Below are 15,596 nucleotides of genomic sequence, written 5' to 3' on the forward strand. Positions count from 1 at the left end.
TAAGCATTTACGGAATATTCATGGACGCTTTAACGCTATTACAAACTCGACAATCAGATCCTCGTCTTATTGCACCTGGACCAACTGCAGAACAACTTGAAATTATTAAGCGAGCGGCCATAAAAGTGCCTGATCATGGCTGTATTGCGCCTTGGCGGTTTATTGTCGTTGAAGGCGACGCACGTAATAAATTAGGCGATATCTACCATCAAGCCGCTGTTGCTGAAAACCAAGATGATAGAACCATTGAGCGCGCTAAAGATCTACCTCTACGCTCTCCTATGATGATCATTGCCATTGCTGATGTAACTGAAAACCCAAAAGTGCCACGTATTGAACAAGTACAAAGTGCAGGCTGCGCTGTACTTGCAATGCAACAAGCAGCATTTGCGCAAGGTTTAGGGGGCATTTGGCGTACAGGTTATTTTGCACAGAGCCCAGCTGTTAAAGCGGCACTAGGTTGTAAAGAACAAGATGAGATTGTTGGCTACTTATATTTAGGTACACCAGAAGTAGACATTAAAAAACCAATCAGACACAAGCCAGAGACGTTTTTTGAGAATTTATAAATATTAGGAACTTTTTTGCAGTTAATCAGTCAGACACTATTAAGCTTACTTATGTTAGTTTTTTTAGATTTAGCTTAGCTGTAAGAAGCGCACGGATGCAAAAAACGAAATAATTCTTCTTCAGTGTGTTTTTTAATCGGTTATTTTTTGTTAACGTATGGATAGTCTTAAAAAAATAACGATAAAGAAGACGAGAACGATGGGAAACTTATTTTTACGTGAAAAAGAAAATTGGTTCGCTTGGTCAATTTGGGGCTTAGTTGGCGCCGTGGTCACTTTTTTTGTTGCCATGTCTACGAAGCAACCTCATTACCTTGGCTTGTCTGCTGTAGTGATATTACTCCTACTGACTTGGTGGATGCAAAGCACTAAACGTTTCGATTTCGGCCGCGCTTTTAAAATTTGTTGCTACGTTTTAACGATCACCTGCTTACCCGCTTTTGCATTAGTCATTATACCTAGCTATAACCTCAATAAAATTGACGTAATAGTGCAGGGTTCAGGCTTTGCAATTGTTAGTTTAATTGTTTGTTTAGTTTGCTCTTTAATCGCAAAGCGCCCTAAGCAGTACTATTAAAATTACTTTTTTAAAGTTTTTTACATTTAAGGCTTTACAACGAACGCAGTAAACACTATTATGCGCGCCGTACGGAGAGATGGCAGAGTGGTCGAATGCACCGGTCTTGAAAACCGGCAGGGGTTTGTAGCCCCTCTAGGGTTCAAATCCCTATCTCTCCACCATTATTTAGAAAAACCGCCTTTATGGCGGTTTTTTGCTATCTGGAGATAAGTAATGTCAGCAAGCGAGTCTTCTTCTACACTAATGCGCATTGTTAAACATGTTCTGCTTTGGTGTATCTTTTCTTATTTTTATCACAGCGGGATCAATGTACTTGTAGCTATGGCCCATGATGCGCAGCCTGATTACGGGCTAATATCTTCAATCGCTTATGGTATTGGGTTTAATGTGTTAGTAGGGCACCTTATTGGCAAATACGACAAGCATTGGCCTGTCATTGCTGCATGTGTGATTTCGACTGTGGGTCTTATTGCCGTGCCTTTAGTTATGTTGGGCAAAGATGGTTTAATGAGCGGCTTTTTTATTGCTTCGATGATCGCTACATTACCTGTTGCGACATTTGTAATTGATAAAATAAAGCAGCGAATTAGTGCAAACACTGAGCAAACGCAGTAAAACTAGGCGATATTCGTTGTATTTTTATGTTAGTATGAGCACGTCTTTTAACTAAATAAACGTGAATTAAAACATGTCAGATAATTTTACAACAGACGCTGAAAAAGCAAGTTACGGTATTGGTTTACAAATGGGTGAGCAATTAAAAGCGAATCCATTCGAAGGTTTAAACTTAAATTCTGTATTTGAAGGTATGAAAGACGCATACACTGGTAATGATTTCCAAGTTGAAATCCCAGCAATTCAAGCAGCTTTTGAGAAAATCAACGCTGAGATCCAAGCTCGTCGTGAAGAAGAAGCTAAAGTTCTTGCAGCTGAAGGTATTGCATTCTTAGAAGAAAATGCAAAACGTCCTGAAGTAACAGTCACTGAATCAGGTCTTCAATACGAAGTACTTACTGCAGGCGACGGTGAAAAACCAACTGCAGATTCAACAATCCGTGCACACTACCACGGTACACTAATCAACGGTACAGTATTTGACAGCTCATACGAGCGTGGTCAACCAGCTGAATTCCCAGTTGGCGGTGTAATCAAAGGTTGGACTGAAGCAGTACAAATGATGGGTACTGGTTCTAAGTGGCGCTTATACGTACCACACGAACTTGCTTACGGTGAGCGCGGTGCTGGTGCAGCAATCGCTCCTTTCTCAACGCTAATCTTTGACGTTGAGCTATTAGAAATCATCTAATCGATTTCAAATAGACATAAAAAAACCTGCTTAAAGCAGGTTTTTTTATGTCTGAAACAAATAACTAATTAGCTATTTGATTCAGCGTATTCTTTACACGCAGCAGTGTCTTCACATTCGCCATATAGGTAAAGAGAGTGATTAGTCAGTTTAATACCATTCTCTTTTGCGATTTCTTCTTGACGACGTTCAATAGTATCGTCTTCAAACTCAACAACCTTACCACATTTTAGGCACACTAAGTGGTCATGGTGAGTGCTACCTGATAATTCAAATACTGACTTGCCGCCTTCGAAGTGGTGGCGAGATACAATACCTGCATCATCAAATTGGTTAAGAACACGGTAGACAGTTGCAAGACCAATCTCTTCGCCTTTGTCTAAAAGAATTTTATAGACATCTTCAGCGCTGATGTGTTGGTTGTCTGGAGATTGCAGAATCTCTAAAATTTTAATACGCGGCAGAGTTACTTTTAACCCTGCTTTTTTTAATTCCAAGTTGTGATCAGTCATTCAATCTGTCTCAATTTTATTTAGTTATACTAGGCATCAGCAAGATGCACACGACACATTAGCAACTATTAGAATAACGTGCCTAGTTACTAAGTGCAAAGAACAATTCGTCTATTTGCCGATTTTTCAAACAAAAATGAACTGGTTGTGCATCTTTACATCAGCTAGTAAATGCGAGTAATACTTGTTATTAATCAGCAAGTTCCGCTAAACACATTTCGTCATAAACCTGAGCACACCAGTCTTTAACACGCTTTTCAGTAAGCTCTGGTTGACGGTCTTCATCAATACCAAGGCCAACAAAATTGCTGTCATCTACTAGTGCTTTTGAAGCTTCAAAGTCGTAGCCTTCAGTTGACCAATGACCCACTACGATTGCGCCACGCTCAGTAACGATATCGTTGATCATGCCCATTGCATCTAAGAAGTATTCTGCATAGTCTTCTTGGTCACCGCAGCCGAAAATAGCAACAAGTTTACCTTCGAAGTCAACTTCTTCTAATTCAGGGAAGAAATCATCCCAGTCACATTGAGCTTCACCGTAGTACCAAGTTGGAATACCGAATAACAATAAATCGAATTCAGCAATCTCTTCTTTAGAACTTTTTGCAATGTCGTGAACCGCTACAAGCTTTTTACCTAATTCTTTTTGAATCATTTTAGCTACGTGTTCAGTATTGCCTGTGTCACTTCCGAAAAAAATACCTACGCTTGACATGGATTTAAAACCTTCTATCTATCAATAGCCAATCTTTCTTGTAAAATTGTTTCAATCAACGCGCTACGGCTAATATTCTGCGCATCTGCCATATCGCTTAATGCTTGATATAACTGTGATGAAACCTTAAATTCTACACGCTTTAAACCACGTGCTTTATCTCGCTTTATTTGATTACGTTTATTTACTTTTAATTGCATATCGCGAGGTAGGGGATTTGTTTTCGGCCTACCTGGACGCTTTTCGTATTCAAATAAATCGGGTGTTGTTCTATCTGTTTCTGACTTTGCCATGTCTAGCCCACACCTGCGCCTTGCCAGAAGACTTGAATAAGTCCTTTCGCTATAAACCCAGAACAGCCTAAAAATAGCACTAACCAAACGATGTATCGGCCAAATCGTGGTACATCACCTTTTTTAAGGACGTCTTGAATTGCCATTCCAATAAAAAAGAAAATACCGGCTAAGCCAAAATACAACCCTAAGGTATCAAATTCGTTAATTAACTGACTGACCATCAACGTATAAACCTTTAAATTAAACGGCGCGTACTATAGCACACAAATTTGTAATAATTTAGTGCGCACGATCAAAAACAGCGAATTTTATCAGCCCAATTAATGAGCTAAAAAATCACTGATTGCTTTATTTACAGCAAGTGGTTTTTGGGCATGTAGCCAGTGACCAGCACCATGAATAATTTTTGCTTTTGCATTAGGGAATAACGCCATAATAGCAGGGCGGTGTTCTGCTAAAATGTAGTCAGAATCATTACCTTTAATGAATAAAGTATCACATAAACAAGAATCATTTTCACTAACTTGCGCTAAAATATTTTCATATTGCTGGTATAAAACAGCTAAATTAAAGCGCCATTGATATTGACCTTCATCATTTTTAGCAAAGCTTTTTAATAAAAACTGACGCACACCCATTTCATCAATGTGTTTGGCAAGAATTTCATCAGCTGCTTTTCTATCACTGACATTCGATTGTGCAACTTCGTTAAGGCCTGCAAAAATAGCACTGTGCCTTGGGTTATTCGCAACAGGAGAAATATCTAACACTACAAGCTTATCAATAAGCTTTGGGTGATTAAGTGCTAATTGCATGGCCACTTTGCCACCCATTGAATGACCTATGATGTGCGCTTTACTAATATTTAGATGCTCAAGTAACTCACTGACATCTTTAGCCATAGCGTGATAATTCATGGTATCGCTATGGAATGATTTACCGTGGTTACGTAAATCAATATTCGTTACACGATAATTTTCAGCTAATGCTTTTGCGATAACATTGAGGTTTTCAAGTGAGCCAAACAAACCGTGGATCAATACAACGTCTGAACCTTGACCCCATTGTTGGTAGTTTAATAGCATTTTCAACTCCTAATTTTAATGGCAGTATTTTGCCTAGTGAAATTACAAAATGCAAAACATAGAGAATTGCTGCGAGCTTAGGTATAATCATTGAGAACTTTTAAAATGTGACCCGTAAAGACAGGAATAACATGAAAAAAATCGACATAGACGACGAGTTATATCAATACATTGCAAGTAACACGCAAAGTATTGGTGAAAGTGCATCAACCATTTTGCGTCGTTTATTAAACCTCTCTGATGGCGCCAATGCCCCAGTTGAAACAACTACTAAAACTGAACAAGAAACCCCAGTTGTTGAAGTACAAGAACAAGCAGAACAAGAATCAAGCCCTGAACCAAGCGACGAAAATGTTGAAGAGGCTGCACAAACTGTCACAGCATCGACACAAGTGAAAGGTAATGTGTTTAATGTATTAAACAAAGAAGAGCTGGCAATGCAAAAAGGTGTTGTTGGTCGATTCTTATTTATACTAGCTGCTTTATATAGAACGCATAAAAAAGATTTCGCTAACGTGCTTGAAATTAAAGGCCGTGACCGTGTTTATTTTGCCACTAGCAAAGAAGCACTTCTGGAAAGCGGTAGCAGCATGAATCCAAAAAATATCACTGATACTGAGTATTGGGTGATGACAAATTCAAATACAACCAGAAAAAAAATGATGCTTCACGAAGTAGCACTGTGCTTAGGCTACAGCGCAGATGAAGCAGAAAAAATTCGTGATTACTTATAATCCATAAGGAAATAATATGGCGATTCATCCAGATGCAGGTAAACCTGCACCGCAATCAAGCTTAGTGAATGTACCAAAACTGATCTCGGCTTATTACTTAAATGAACCTGACCTAGAACAAAACCCAGAGCATTGTGTTGCTTTTGGTACGTCTGGCCATCGTGGTTGTTCGTTCGATGTAAAATTTAATGAATCGCATATTTTAGCGATCACTCAAGCAATTTGTGATTACCGTAAAGAAAACAATATTTTTGGTCCACTTTTCTTAGGTAAAGATACACATGCATTGAGTGAAGCGGCTTTTAACTCTGCTATTGAAGTACTTGTTGCAAACGAAGTGCAAGTCATTGCACAAGAAAATGACGATTACACGCCAACACCTGTAATCAGTCATGCTGTTGTTTGCCATAACAAAGAAAACCCAAATGAACTTGCTGATGGTATTGTGGTAACTCCTTCACATAATCCGCCAGAAGACGGTGGTTTTAAATATAACCCACCAAATGGTGGCCCTGCAGATACTGATGTTACTAAGTGGATTGAAGACAGAGCAAATCAATTACTTTTAGAAGACTTAGTTGAAGTCGAGTTATTTCCATATGCTAAAGCATCACGTTCTGGTTTTATTAAGTACCAAGACTTAATTACCCCTTATGTTGATGACTTAGTTAATATCGTTAATCTAAAAGCAATTAGCGATGCTCAAATCAAAATTGGTGTGGATCCGCTTGGTGGTTCTGGTATCAACTTTTGGCCAGTCATTGCAGAAAAATATAATTTAGACTTAACGGTCGTAAATGAGTCTGTTGACCCAACATTTTCGTTCATGCCTTTAGATAAAGACGGCAAAATCCGTATGGATTGCTCTTCTCCTTATGCAATGACAAACCTTATTGCATTAAAAGATGACTATGATATCGGTATTGGTAACGACCCTGACTATGACCGCCACGGTATTGTTACACCTGACGGCTTAATGAATCCAAATCACTTTTTAGCAGTTGCAATTGACTACTTATTAAATAACCGCGAATGGTCAAAAGAGGTCGCAATTGGTAAAACGCTGGTATCAAGCGGCATGATTGATAAAGTAGTTGCACGTAATAACCGTGAAGTAAAAGAAGTACCGGTAGGCTTTAAATGGTTTGTTGAAGGCTTAAGCAAAGGTACCCTTGCTTTCGGTGGTGAAGAAAGTGCAGGGGCGTCATTCTTGCGCTTTGATGGAACAGTTTGGAACACTGATAAAGATGGTTTCATCTTAGGTCTTCTTGCTGCAGAGATTTTAGCCGTAACGGGTAAAACACCTTCACAGCTTTATAAAGAACTTGAACAAGAGTTCGGTGCGCCTATTTATAAACGTATTGATGCGCCAGCTAGTGCAGAACAAAAATCACGTTTAAAAGCGTTATCAGCTGATGATGTTACTGCAAGTACCTTAGCGGGTGATGCCATTACGCAAAAACTAACCCATGCCCCTGGTAATAACGCTGCTATCGGCGGTTTAAAAGTTGTTACTGAAAACGGTTGGTTTGCTGCACGTCCATCGGGCACTGAAGATATTTATAAAATTTACCTTGAATCATTCAAAGGTGAAGAACATCTAGCATTATTAGAAAAAGAAGCGAAAAAGCTGGTTGATTCAGTAATTAGCTAATTCCTTTTTTACCTATTAAAACGGCTGAGATTCTCAGCCGTTTTTGTATTCTTCTCTCACGCATTTTTAGGATAGAACAATGAGCTATTCAACTCCTTCATATCTCGAAGAATTAAAAAGTACCGGCGACTTTTTAACCCTGACTCGCAACAATGAATTTTCATTAGAACCTTGTGCATTTACTCTTGCCAATGGTACTGATGTCACAGTTCACGACACGGGTATCATCGAGTTTCAACCTGCACAGCAAACAAACAAAGATATTGTTCTTTCAAGTGCAGTACATGGTAACGAAACTGCGCCAATTGAAATTTGCGATCAATTAATCAAGTCAATCATTACAGAACAACTTTCCTTGAAGCAGCGTGTACTGTTCATTTATGGTAATCCTAAATCTATTAATATCGGTAAGCGTTTTGTAGATGAAAACTTAAACCGTTTGTTTAATGGTCATCATACTGTAGAAGGCATTGCTTCTAACCCAGAGCGAGTTCGTGCAAAACTGCTTGAAGACGTTGTTACTGATTTCTTTGCTAGAGGCAACCAGGGCAGTGAGCGTTTTCATTATGATCTTCACACAGCAATTCGTGGCTCTAAAAATGAAAAGTTCGCAGTGTATCCTTTCTTACATGGTAAACCGTGGAAAAAATCACAACTGCAATTTTTACTTAGCTGTGGCGTAAACACGGTACTAATGATGAAATCAGCGGCAACTACCTTTAGTTACTACTCGTCGTTTGTACATGGAGCTGACTCATTTACGGTAGAACTTGGCCAAGTAAAACCATTTGGCGAAAATGACATGTCGCGATTTGAGAAAACCAAACAAACTTTAATTGCATTAATTAGTCAAGAATCTGTCGAATATAAAGAATTTAATGCAGATGATTTCGAGTTGTTTTCAGTATATAGAACAATAAACCGTACTTGCGAAGACTTTAGTTTTCCATTTGCTGATGATGTGGAAAATTTCACCGGTTTCGCAAAGGGCGAATTAATGGCAACTGATGGTCAGACCAGATATGAAGCGGAAGTAGACGGTGAAGCTATTATCTTCCCAAACGCTGATGTAGCCTTAGGTCAGCGCGCTTTGCTTACAGTTATTCCAATGCAAGTTGATAGCAACTTTATTTAAAATCTCTGCATTAACACCCATCTAAATTTAGTTAACTATATGACTATAAAGAACTTATCTTGTTGTATAGTTAACTTTCCATGCGTTTTTAGCCATTTGTCATCTATTCGTCTATGATTAGTTGAATAACAACTTACGTTAACGTAAAGTGACGGCAGTTTAATTTAATTAGATTGAATACTGCGCAAACTTTATCCTTACAGCTCATGCTGATAAAAATATAATTAAGGGCAGTAGCGTAGGTTTCTGACAACGAAAGAAGGTAGGTTATGAGTAATCCAAATAACGTATCGCTAAACATTAATCATGAACTGTCATTTATTGACGGTCACGCATTAACGATCCCTACATTAAGTATTCTTAATGAGGAAGGCGACATCTACGAAGGTGCAACCGCACCTGATATCGACAAAGCAACGGCAATCCGTCTATATGAAACAATGCGTTTTATTAGAGCACTTGATGAGCGTATGCAAGCAGCACAGCGTCAAGGTCGTGTTAGCTTTTATATGCAATGTCTAGGTGAAGAAGCGGCTGTAACAGCATCAGCTGCAGCGCTTGATCAAAACGATATGATCATGGCCCAATACCGTGAGCAAGCAGCTTTACGTTATCGTGGTTTTAGCCTTGACCAATTCATGAATCAAATGTTCTCAAATGAAAAAGATTTGGGTAAAGGTCGCCAAATGCCAATTCACTATGGCTCACGCGAACTTAACTACATGACTATTTCATCACCGCTTGGTACACAAATTCCGCAAGCAACAGGTTATGCATACGGTCAAAAAGTTCGTCATATTGATGCCCAAACAGGTGAGTTAAACAGCACTATTGATAACATCACTATTTGTTACTTTGGTGAAGGCGCTGCATCTGAAGGTGATTTCCATGCTGGTTTAAATATGGCCGCAGTTCACGAAGCACCGGTTATTTTCTTTGCTCGTAACAATGGTTATGCGATTTCTACACCTGCTGATGAACAGTTTAAAGGTGATGGTATTGCATCACGTGGTGTTGGCTATGGCATTAAAACAATCCGTGTTGACGGTGCTGATGCACTTGCTGTTTATGCAGCAACAAAAAAAGCCCGTGAAATTGCGACTACCAAAGGTGAACCTGTTTTAATTGAATCGATTGCCTATCGTTTAGGCGCTCACTCAACCAGTGACGATCCAAGCGGTTACCGTACAAAAGATGAAGAAGCAAAACATAAAGGCTGTCCAATCGAGCGTTTCCGTAAGTGGCTATTAAAGCAAGGTTGGTTAGACGAAGCGCAAGACGCGAAAGACAAAGAAACTATTCGTGAAGAAATTTTAGCGGCCCTTAAACGCGCTGAAAAAGTTGAAAAGCCAGCATTAGAAGAGCTTATTTCTGATGTTTATGATAAGCCAATCCCATCACTGCAAAAACAATATGAAGAACTAAAAGAGCACATTTTGCAGCATCCTGATGCTTATCCAACAACTGCAGGGAGATTAAAGTAATGGCTAAAATGAACATGCTTCATGCAATTAACTCTGCCCTTGATATCACCATGGCAGAGCATCCAAATGCATGTATTTTTGGTGAAGACGTTGGTTATTTTGGTGGTGTATTCCGTGCTACATCTGGCTTACAAGAAAAATATGGTAAGCATCGTGTGTTCAATACACCGTTAACTGAGCAAGGTATTTTAGGTTTTGCTAATGGCTTAGCGGCGTTTGGTGCGCCTGCATTAGCTGAAATTCAGTTTGCTGATTATATTTTCCCTGCATTTGACCAAATCGTGAATGAATCAGCTAAGTTCCGTTACCGTAGTGGTAATGAATTTAATGTTGGAAATCTAACAATTCGTACACCATACGGTGGGGGTATTGCAGGTGGTTTATATCACTCACAATCACCAGAAGCTTATTTTGCTCACACACCGGGTTTAAAGTTGGTTGTGCCACGTAACCCATACCAAGCGAAAGGTTTGCTTCGTGCATCGATTAAAGATGATAACCCTGTTATTTTCTTTGAGCCGAAACGTTTGTACCGTGCATCAACAGGTGAAGTTCCAGAAGAAGATTACAGCATCGAGCTCGGTAAAGCTGAAATCGTGCAAGAAGGTACTGATGTCACTGTACTTGCTTGGGGTGCTCAGATGGAAATCATCGAAGACGCCGCTAAAAAAGCTGCAGAGCAAGGAATTAGCTGTGAAGTGATTGACTTACGTACCATTTTACCATGGGATGTTGAGACCATTGCTAAATCAGTGACTAAAACAGGTCGTTTAGTGGTAAGCCACGAGGCACCAATCACCAATGGTTTTGGTGCAGAAATCGTTGCAACAATTCAACAAGAGTGTTTCTTACACCTTGAATCGCCAATTGCTCGCGTGTGTGGTTTAGATACGCCATATCCATTAGCACTTGAAAAAGAATATGTGCCGGATGCACTTAAAGTGCTTGCTGCGATTAAGCAATCAGTAGAGTTTTAGGAGTCAGTATGTCTAAAGATTTTATCTTGCCAGATATCGGCGAAGGCATCGTAGAGTGTGAAATTGTTGAATGGTTAGTTGCAGAAGGCGATTCTGTAAAAGAAGACCAGCCTATTTGTGATGTTATGACTGACAAGGCGCTTGTGCAAATTCCTGCTGTTCATGATGGTGTGATCAGTAAGCTCTATTATGCAAAAGGGGATATTGCGAAAGTACATGCACCATTATTTGCAATGGATGTTGATGGCGAAGCACCAACACAAAGTGAAGAAATTCAAGCTCCTGCTACTGCAACTGAAGCATCATCTGAGACTGGTGAGCACTTAGAGGATTTCATTTTACCAGATATCGGTGAAGGTATCGTTGAGTGTGAAATCGTTGAGTGGTTAGTGAGTGAAGGCGATGAAATCGTAGAAGACCAAGCTGTGTGTGATGTAATGACAGACAAAGCATTGGTGCAAATTCCGGCTAAATACACAGGTAAAGTTGAAAAGCTTTATTATCAAAAAGGTGATATTGCAGCGGTTCACAGCCCATTATTCCAAATGAGCATTGCCGGCCAAAGTGCAGAGCCAGATGTAAGTTCTGCGGTGGTTAAAGCGCAAACAAATGCAGCAACTAAACCTTCGCAGAAGCCTGCGACTTCGGCAAACTCTAGCAAACAACTGAATAAGAAAGCTGTTGCTTCACCTGCTGTTCGTCGTAAAGCCCGCGAACTTGATGTTGATTTAACACAAGTACCAGGGTCTGGTAAAAATGGCCGTATTTACAAACAAGATATCGAAGATTTCTTGAATGAAACACCAAGCCAAGTAGCATCACAACAAGCTGCGCCAAAAGCGGCAGAGCCAGTATCAACTGTGGCGTCTTCTGGTGGCAGTCGCGTAGAGCCTATTAAAGGCATTAAAGCAGCAATGGCTAAGCAAATGGTTGCTTCAGTTTCGACAATTCCTCACTTTACTTTCTGTGATGAAATTGACCTAACTAAACTAATTGCAATGCGCAGTGAGCTTAAAGAGCAGTATAAGCAACAGGGCGTTAAGCTCACTATGATGCCGTTCTTTATCAAAGCACTGTCGTTAGCGATTAAGCAATTCCCAGTACTAAACTCGCAAGTAAATGATGATTGCAGCGAGCTAACTTACTTTGATGATCATAACATCGGTATGGCGGTTGATTCTAAGATTGGTTTACTAGTACCAAACATTAAATCATGCCAATCAAAGAGCATCGTAGATGTTGCAAACGAAGTGACTCGTTTAACTGAAGCAGCACGTGATGGTCGTGTTTCACCGGATGATTTGAAAGGCGGCACTATTAGCATTTCTAACATAGGTGCGATTGGCGGCACAATTGCAACCCCAATCATCAATAAACCTGAAGTAGCGATTGTTGCTTTAGGTAAACTGCAGCATTTACCTCGCTTTGATGCACAAGGCAATGTTGTTTCAGCTGCTATTATGCAAGTAAGCTGGTCTGGAGACCACCGAGTGATTGATGGCGGAACAATTGCCCGCTTCAATAACTTATGGAAGTCTTACTTAGAAGACCCTGCAAAAATGATGATGGCGATGAGCTAACATTAGTAAGCATTAAAAAACCAGCCTCGGCTGGTTTTTTTAATCGTAAATTTTGTATTTGTTATTTACCGTAAAAATACAATCCATAACCGAGTAACAGCGCTGGAATTGTTGAATACACCGTCGCGATTAAGGCCGCTTTTGGCGCTAATGCAATAGCTGGGAATAGGGCATCGCCGTCATTTGAAATTGCATTGGCTGCCATCGCACTAAATGGAATAATACCTTGAATATAGAGTGTCATCACCACGATTTGTGGCCCACAGCCAGGTAATAAACCAATAGCCACAGCCACCAGCGGTGCAAGATAAGCATACTCAGAAAACCAGGCTGTTAAATCAACACCGACTAGATTAACGAGAATTTCGAACAGCATAAAACTGGCAACAACCCAGGCAGTAACAAAGTGCGTGTCCATTAACACTTTCGTGAGTTTTGAGGGAGGTGTGCAAGGCGCTTCTTCACTGGTTACTTGCTTATAACTGCTGCCTTTAGAAGACAGAGACCACACAACCACGGTGAATAGCGCCATGATCGAGCCAAACAGGGTGACGCCAGTATTAACGCTTTGACTAAATTCGCTAAGGTCAGAATTGGTAGCGATAACAAAAGCAATAATCAAGCTTGGTACTAGGGTAAATTTCCAAATAGGACGGCTAAATTTCAAAGCTCTTGGTTGGCATTGTGGCTGCTCGCTGTATTCACCTGCTTCGTCAGGTTGAAATTTATCTGGGCTATGAAATGTATTAACTATCTGACCGCTAATAATACCTACAGCAACACCGATTAACATCATTAATAAACCATCAAGCGGGCGGGTTGCTAACAGTAAAAAGGCGGCATCGCCCATGGTTGCTGTTAATACGGCAACAACAGAGCCAAAGCTAGCCTGCTTTTTAGTAAATTGGGTTACCACAATAATAGCACCCCCACAGCCAGGCAAAGCACCTAAAATAGACGCAAAGCTCACCTCTAGAATGCCTGATTTAGCACGTAAATAGCTAAGCTGTAATTGAGGAAGTCGATCAATAAGGTAGTAATAGATTAATAAGGTGGCTGCAACAAATACAGATACTTGAAAAAAAGCATCACTAAGCGCTTGTAGGGTGAATTCTCGGCTTGCAGGTACCGCTAAAGAAGTCAGTAATAAAAGGGGTAAAATTAAGCGTTTATTGTCCGTAATGTAACACCTCGCTTTATTAGGAATAAACCTCGTTTGTGTTAGTGAGAGCATACAGTGCAACCTAAAAATTAATCAGGTTACACTGTATTACGATTTTAAATGAAAATCAATCTCATTTGTATCTATTTACGTTGGAACTCAGAAGTGGCATTCCATGTCGGCCATTCTTTTCGTTCTGAGATATCAAAACCGACTTGATAGAATAACTGAAGGTCCTGAACGGCACCTGATAAATCCCATTCATCACGGTAACGGTCGCAAGGCTGATGATAACAACCACGAAGCACTAGGCTCATACGCTTACGGTAATTTGCCGTTTCTTCGTCAAGTGCTTCACTACCACCACCGGCATACATTGCTGGTACACCCATGTTTGCAAATGCAAAGTGATCAGAGCGGTAGTAACCACCTGAAGACGGTTTAGGGTCACCAGATACTGTACGGCCTTGTGCTTTAGCAGCTGTTTCTAGCAGGCTATCCATTTCTGATTTACCAATACCAACAACACTGATGTCTTTTACTTTACCTAATAGGTTTAAGCTATCCATATTGATGTTAGCAACCGTTTGTGATGCTGGGATCACTGGATTTGCAGCATAATATTTCGAGCCAAGTAAACCTTGTTCTTCAGCAGTAACGGCTAAGAAAGTCATTGAACGGCTAGGGTGCTCAGGTAACGTAGCGAATGCTTCAGCAACTTCGATTAAACCAGCAGTACCCGTTGCATTATCATGGGCACCATTATAGATTTGGTCGCCTTTGCGGGTTTTATCAGTACCAAGGTGATCCCAGTGAGCTGAATAAATGATGTGCTCGTCTGGCTTTTCGCTACCCGGTAACGTCGCGATAAAGTTATACGAAATTGACTTTTTGATTGTGTTATTTACTTCAACACTTGCAGTTAGGTCGCCCATATCAACATGGTAAGCGCCTTTTGCCGCATTAGCTTTCATGGTATCGAAATCTAAGCCTGCTTTTGTGAAAAGCTCTTTAGCAACATCAGTTGTTACCCAGCCTTCAACAGCAACACGGTCCATGTTGTTATTTTCTTTTTGGAAACCAAATTGCTCACCGCTCCAAGAGTTTTCAACAACTGACCATGGGTAAGAAGCCGGTGCTGTTTCGTGGATGATAATCGCACCTGCTGCACCTTGACGGCTTGCTTCTTCATATTTGTATGTCCAACGACCGTAATAGGTCATGGCATCGCCGGTGAATAAATCAGGGTTTTTCGTCGCAAAACCAGGATCGTTTACCAGCATAACAACTGTTTTGCCTTTAACATCTAGGCCTTCGTAGTCGTTCCAGTTGTATTCTGGTGCATTAACACCGTAGCCAACGAATACTAATTCAGAATCTTTAATGCTTTGCTTAGCACTAATACGGCTGCTACCCATTACCATATCTTTTTTGTATTGGTAATCTTTGCCGCCAATGGTAAGTACCATGTCTGAATCAGCTTCTAGTGAAACAAGCGGTACTTCTTGTAAGAAGCTATCACCGTTACCCGGCTCAAAACCCAATGCTTTAAATTGGTCGGTTAAATAGGCAAGCGTTAGCTCTTCACCTTTAGATGATGGTGCACGGCCACCGAACTCATCAGAGGCAAGCACTTTAATATGCTCTGCTAATTGCTCTGAATTAATGCTTTGATAGGCTTTTTCGACATCACTTGATGTGATACTTGTTGAAGCACAGCCCGCAAGAATGGCACTTGCAAGGACTGTCATTGGAAAATAGCGTTTCATAATAGCTCTTTTTTTGTTTTATGGTGGCATTAGTA

17 protein-coding genes and 1 tRNA gene are annotated in these 15,596 nt (G+C 40.3%); 11 read left to right on the top strand and 7 right to left on the bottom strand.

Annotated elements, in window-relative coordinates; all coding sequences use genetic code 11:
• The first annotated feature begins 20 nt into the window (after nt 1-20).
• The 5 genes from HUS61_RS01470 (at nt 21) to HUS61_RS01490 (ending at nt 2,455) form a co-directional block, all read left to right on the top strand.
• Nucleotides 21-569: an NAD(P)H nitroreductase gene (locus HUS61_RS01470; RefSeq protein WP_175081898.1), complete on the top strand. Its 549-nt coding sequence runs from the start codon at nt 21-23 to the stop codon at nt 567-569.
• A gap of 199 nt (nt 570-768) precedes the next feature.
• Nucleotides 769-1,146: a hypothetical protein gene (locus HUS61_RS01475; protein WP_175081899.1), complete on the top strand. Its 378-nt coding sequence runs from the start codon at nt 769-771 to the stop codon at nt 1,144-1,146.
• Between the two features lie 73 nt (nt 1,147-1,219).
• Nucleotides 1,220-1,310 (top strand) — tRNA-Ser (locus HUS61_RS01480).
• A gap of 52 nt (nt 1,311-1,362) precedes the next feature.
• Entirely contained in the window at nt 1,363-1,764 is a 402-nt protein-coding gene (locus HUS61_RS01485) for a hypothetical protein (protein ID WP_130166376.1), read from the top strand.
• A gap of 73 nt (nt 1,765-1,837) precedes the next feature.
• Nucleotides 1,838-2,455, top strand: coding sequence for an FKBP-type peptidyl-prolyl cis-trans isomerase (locus tag HUS61_RS01490; RefSeq protein WP_054553930.1), 618 nt, complete (start codon nt 1,838-1,840; stop codon nt 2,453-2,455).
• A 68-nt stretch (nt 2,456-2,523) separates the two neighbouring features.
• On the opposite strand, the gene fur is transcribed toward HUS61_RS01490, so the two are convergent.
• The 5 genes from fur to HUS61_RS01515 all read right to left on the bottom strand — a co-directional run bounded on the left by fur (nt 2,524) and on the right by HUS61_RS01515 (nt 5,066).
• Entirely contained in the window at nt 2,524-2,967 is a 444-nt protein-coding gene (gene fur / locus HUS61_RS01495; RefSeq protein WP_063529330.1) for a ferric iron uptake transcriptional regulator, read from the bottom strand.
• Nucleotides 2,968-3,157: 190 nt separating this feature from the next.
• Nucleotides 3,158-3,685, bottom strand: a complete 528-nt coding sequence (fldA, locus tag HUS61_RS01500) for a flavodoxin FldA (RefSeq protein ID WP_054553928.1) — start codon at nt 3,683-3,685, stop codon at nt 3,158-3,160.
• Nucleotides 3,686-3,699: 14 nt separating this feature from the next.
• Nucleotides 3,700-3,978, bottom strand: a complete 279-nt coding sequence (gene ybfE / locus HUS61_RS01505; RefSeq protein ID WP_004586673.1) for a LexA regulated protein — start codon at nt 3,976-3,978, stop codon at nt 3,700-3,702.
• 2 nt (nt 3,979-3,980) lie between these two features.
• Nucleotides 3,981-4,202: a DUF2788 domain-containing protein gene (locus tag HUS61_RS01510; protein ID WP_036968243.1), complete on the bottom strand. Its 222-nt coding sequence runs from the start codon at nt 4,200-4,202 to the stop codon at nt 3,981-3,983.
• Nucleotides 4,203-4,301: 99 nt separating this feature from the next.
• A complete protein-coding gene (locus tag HUS61_RS01515) occupies nt 4,302-5,066 on the bottom strand; it encodes an alpha/beta fold hydrolase (protein ID WP_175081900.1) in 765 nt (254 codons plus the stop codon).
• 131 nt (nt 5,067-5,197) lie between these two features.
• On the opposite strand from HUS61_RS01515, the gene seqA reads away from it, so the two are divergent.
• From seqA to HUS61_RS01545, 6 genes are all read left to right on the top strand, one after another.
• Complete coding sequence (seqA, locus tag HUS61_RS01520) at nt 5,198-5,800, top strand: replication initiation negative regulator SeqA (RefSeq protein WP_063529332.1); 603 nt, start codon at nt 5,198-5,200, stop codon at nt 5,798-5,800.
• A gap of 16 nt (nt 5,801-5,816) precedes the next feature.
• Nucleotides 5,817-7,454 carry a phosphoglucomutase (alpha-D-glucose-1,6-bisphosphate-dependent) gene (gene pgm / locus HUS61_RS01525; RefSeq protein ID WP_175081901.1) on the top strand — a complete coding sequence of 546 codons (1,638 nt, stop codon included), beginning with the start codon at nt 5,817-5,819 and terminating at the stop codon, nt 7,452-7,454.
• 79 nt (nt 7,455-7,533) lie between these two features.
• Nucleotides 7,534-8,589 carry a succinylglutamate desuccinylase gene (gene astE / locus HUS61_RS01530; protein ID WP_175081902.1) on the top strand — a complete coding sequence of 352 codons (1,056 nt, stop codon included), beginning with the start codon at nt 7,534-7,536 and terminating at the stop codon, nt 8,587-8,589.
• A gap of 269 nt (nt 8,590-8,858) precedes the next feature.
• Entirely contained in the window at nt 8,859-10,073 is a 1,215-nt protein-coding gene (locus HUS61_RS01535; RefSeq protein ID WP_058584963.1) for a thiamine pyrophosphate-dependent dehydrogenase E1 component subunit alpha, read from the top strand.
• Nucleotides 10,073-11,050: an alpha-ketoacid dehydrogenase subunit beta gene (locus HUS61_RS01540; RefSeq protein ID WP_058584964.1), complete on the top strand. Its 978-nt coding sequence runs from the start codon at nt 10,073-10,075 to the stop codon at nt 11,048-11,050. Before HUS61_RS01535 ends, HUS61_RS01540 begins: the two co-directional genes overlap by 1 nt.
• Nucleotides 11,051-11,058: 8 nt before the next feature.
• Nucleotides 11,059-12,630, top strand: a complete 1,572-nt coding sequence (locus HUS61_RS01545) for a dihydrolipoyllysine-residue acetyltransferase (RefSeq protein WP_175081903.1) — start codon at nt 11,059-11,061, stop codon at nt 12,628-12,630.
• Nucleotides 12,631-12,691: 61 nt separating this feature from the next.
• On the opposite strand, the gene HUS61_RS01550 is transcribed toward HUS61_RS01545, so the two are convergent.
• Nucleotides 12,692-13,864, bottom strand: coding sequence for a putative manganese transporter (locus HUS61_RS01550; protein WP_175081904.1), 1,173 nt, complete (start codon nt 13,862-13,864; stop codon nt 12,692-12,694).
• 71 nt (nt 13,865-13,935) lie between these two features.
• On the bottom strand, nt 13,936-15,561 hold the full coding sequence (locus HUS61_RS01555) for a M28 family metallopeptidase (RefSeq protein WP_054553919.1): 1,626 nt from the start codon (nt 15,559-15,561) through the stop codon (nt 13,936-13,938).
• Between the last annotated feature and the right edge of the window lie 35 nt (nt 15,562-15,596).

It is taken from the genome of Pseudoalteromonas sp. 0802 (assembly GCF_013350085.1).
Taxonomy (GTDB): Bacteria; Pseudomonadota; Gammaproteobacteria; order Enterobacterales; family Alteromonadaceae; genus Pseudoalteromonas.

Coding starts and splice junctions, on each gene's coding strand:
- HUS61_RS01550 (WP_175081904.1), bottom strand. CDS start 13,864: ATGCTCTCACTAACACAAACGAGGTTTATTCCTAATAAAGCGAGGTGT.
- HUS61_RS01510 (WP_036968243.1), bottom strand. CDS start 4,202: ATGGTCAGTCAGTTAATTAACGAATTTGATACCTTAGGGTTGTATTTT.
- fur (WP_063529330.1), bottom strand. CDS start 2,967: ATGACTGATCACAACTTGGAATTAAAAAAAGCAGGGTTAAAAGTAACT.
- seqA (WP_063529332.1), top strand. CDS start 5,198: ATGAAAAAAATCGACATAGACGACGAGTTATATCAATACATTGCAAGT.
- HUS61_RS01555 (WP_054553919.1), bottom strand. CDS start 15,561: ATGAAACGCTATTTTCCAATGACAGTCCTTGCAAGTGCCATTCTTGCG.
- HUS61_RS01470 (WP_175081898.1), top strand. CDS start 21: ATGGACGCTTTAACGCTATTACAAACTCGACAATCAGATCCTCGTCTT.
- astE (WP_175081902.1), top strand. CDS start 7,534: ATGAGCTATTCAACTCCTTCATATCTCGAAGAATTAAAAAGTACCGGC.
- fldA (WP_054553928.1), bottom strand. CDS start 3,685: ATGTCAAGCGTAGGTATTTTTTTCGGAAGTGACACAGGCAATACTGAA.
- HUS61_RS01475 (WP_175081899.1), top strand. CDS start 769: ATGGGAAACTTATTTTTACGTGAAAAAGAAAATTGGTTCGCTTGGTCA.
- HUS61_RS01535 (WP_058584963.1), top strand. CDS start 8,859: ATGAGTAATCCAAATAACGTATCGCTAAACATTAATCATGAACTGTCA.
- HUS61_RS01490 (WP_054553930.1), top strand. CDS start 1,838: ATGTCAGATAATTTTACAACAGACGCTGAAAAAGCAAGTTACGGTATT.
- ybfE (WP_004586673.1), bottom strand. CDS start 3,978: ATGGCAAAGTCAGAAACAGATAGAACAACACCCGATTTATTTGAATAC.
- HUS61_RS01545 (WP_175081903.1), top strand. CDS start 11,059: ATGTCTAAAGATTTTATCTTGCCAGATATCGGCGAAGGCATCGTAGAG.
- HUS61_RS01485 (WP_130166376.1), top strand. CDS start 1,363: ATGTCAGCAAGCGAGTCTTCTTCTACACTAATGCGCATTGTTAAACAT.
- pgm (WP_175081901.1), top strand. CDS start 5,817: ATGGCGATTCATCCAGATGCAGGTAAACCTGCACCGCAATCAAGCTTA.
- HUS61_RS01515 (WP_175081900.1), bottom strand. CDS start 5,066: ATGCTATTAAACTACCAACAATGGGGTCAAGGTTCAGACGTTGTATTG.
- HUS61_RS01540 (WP_058584964.1), top strand. CDS start 10,073: ATGGCTAAAATGAACATGCTTCATGCAATTAACTCTGCCCTTGATATC.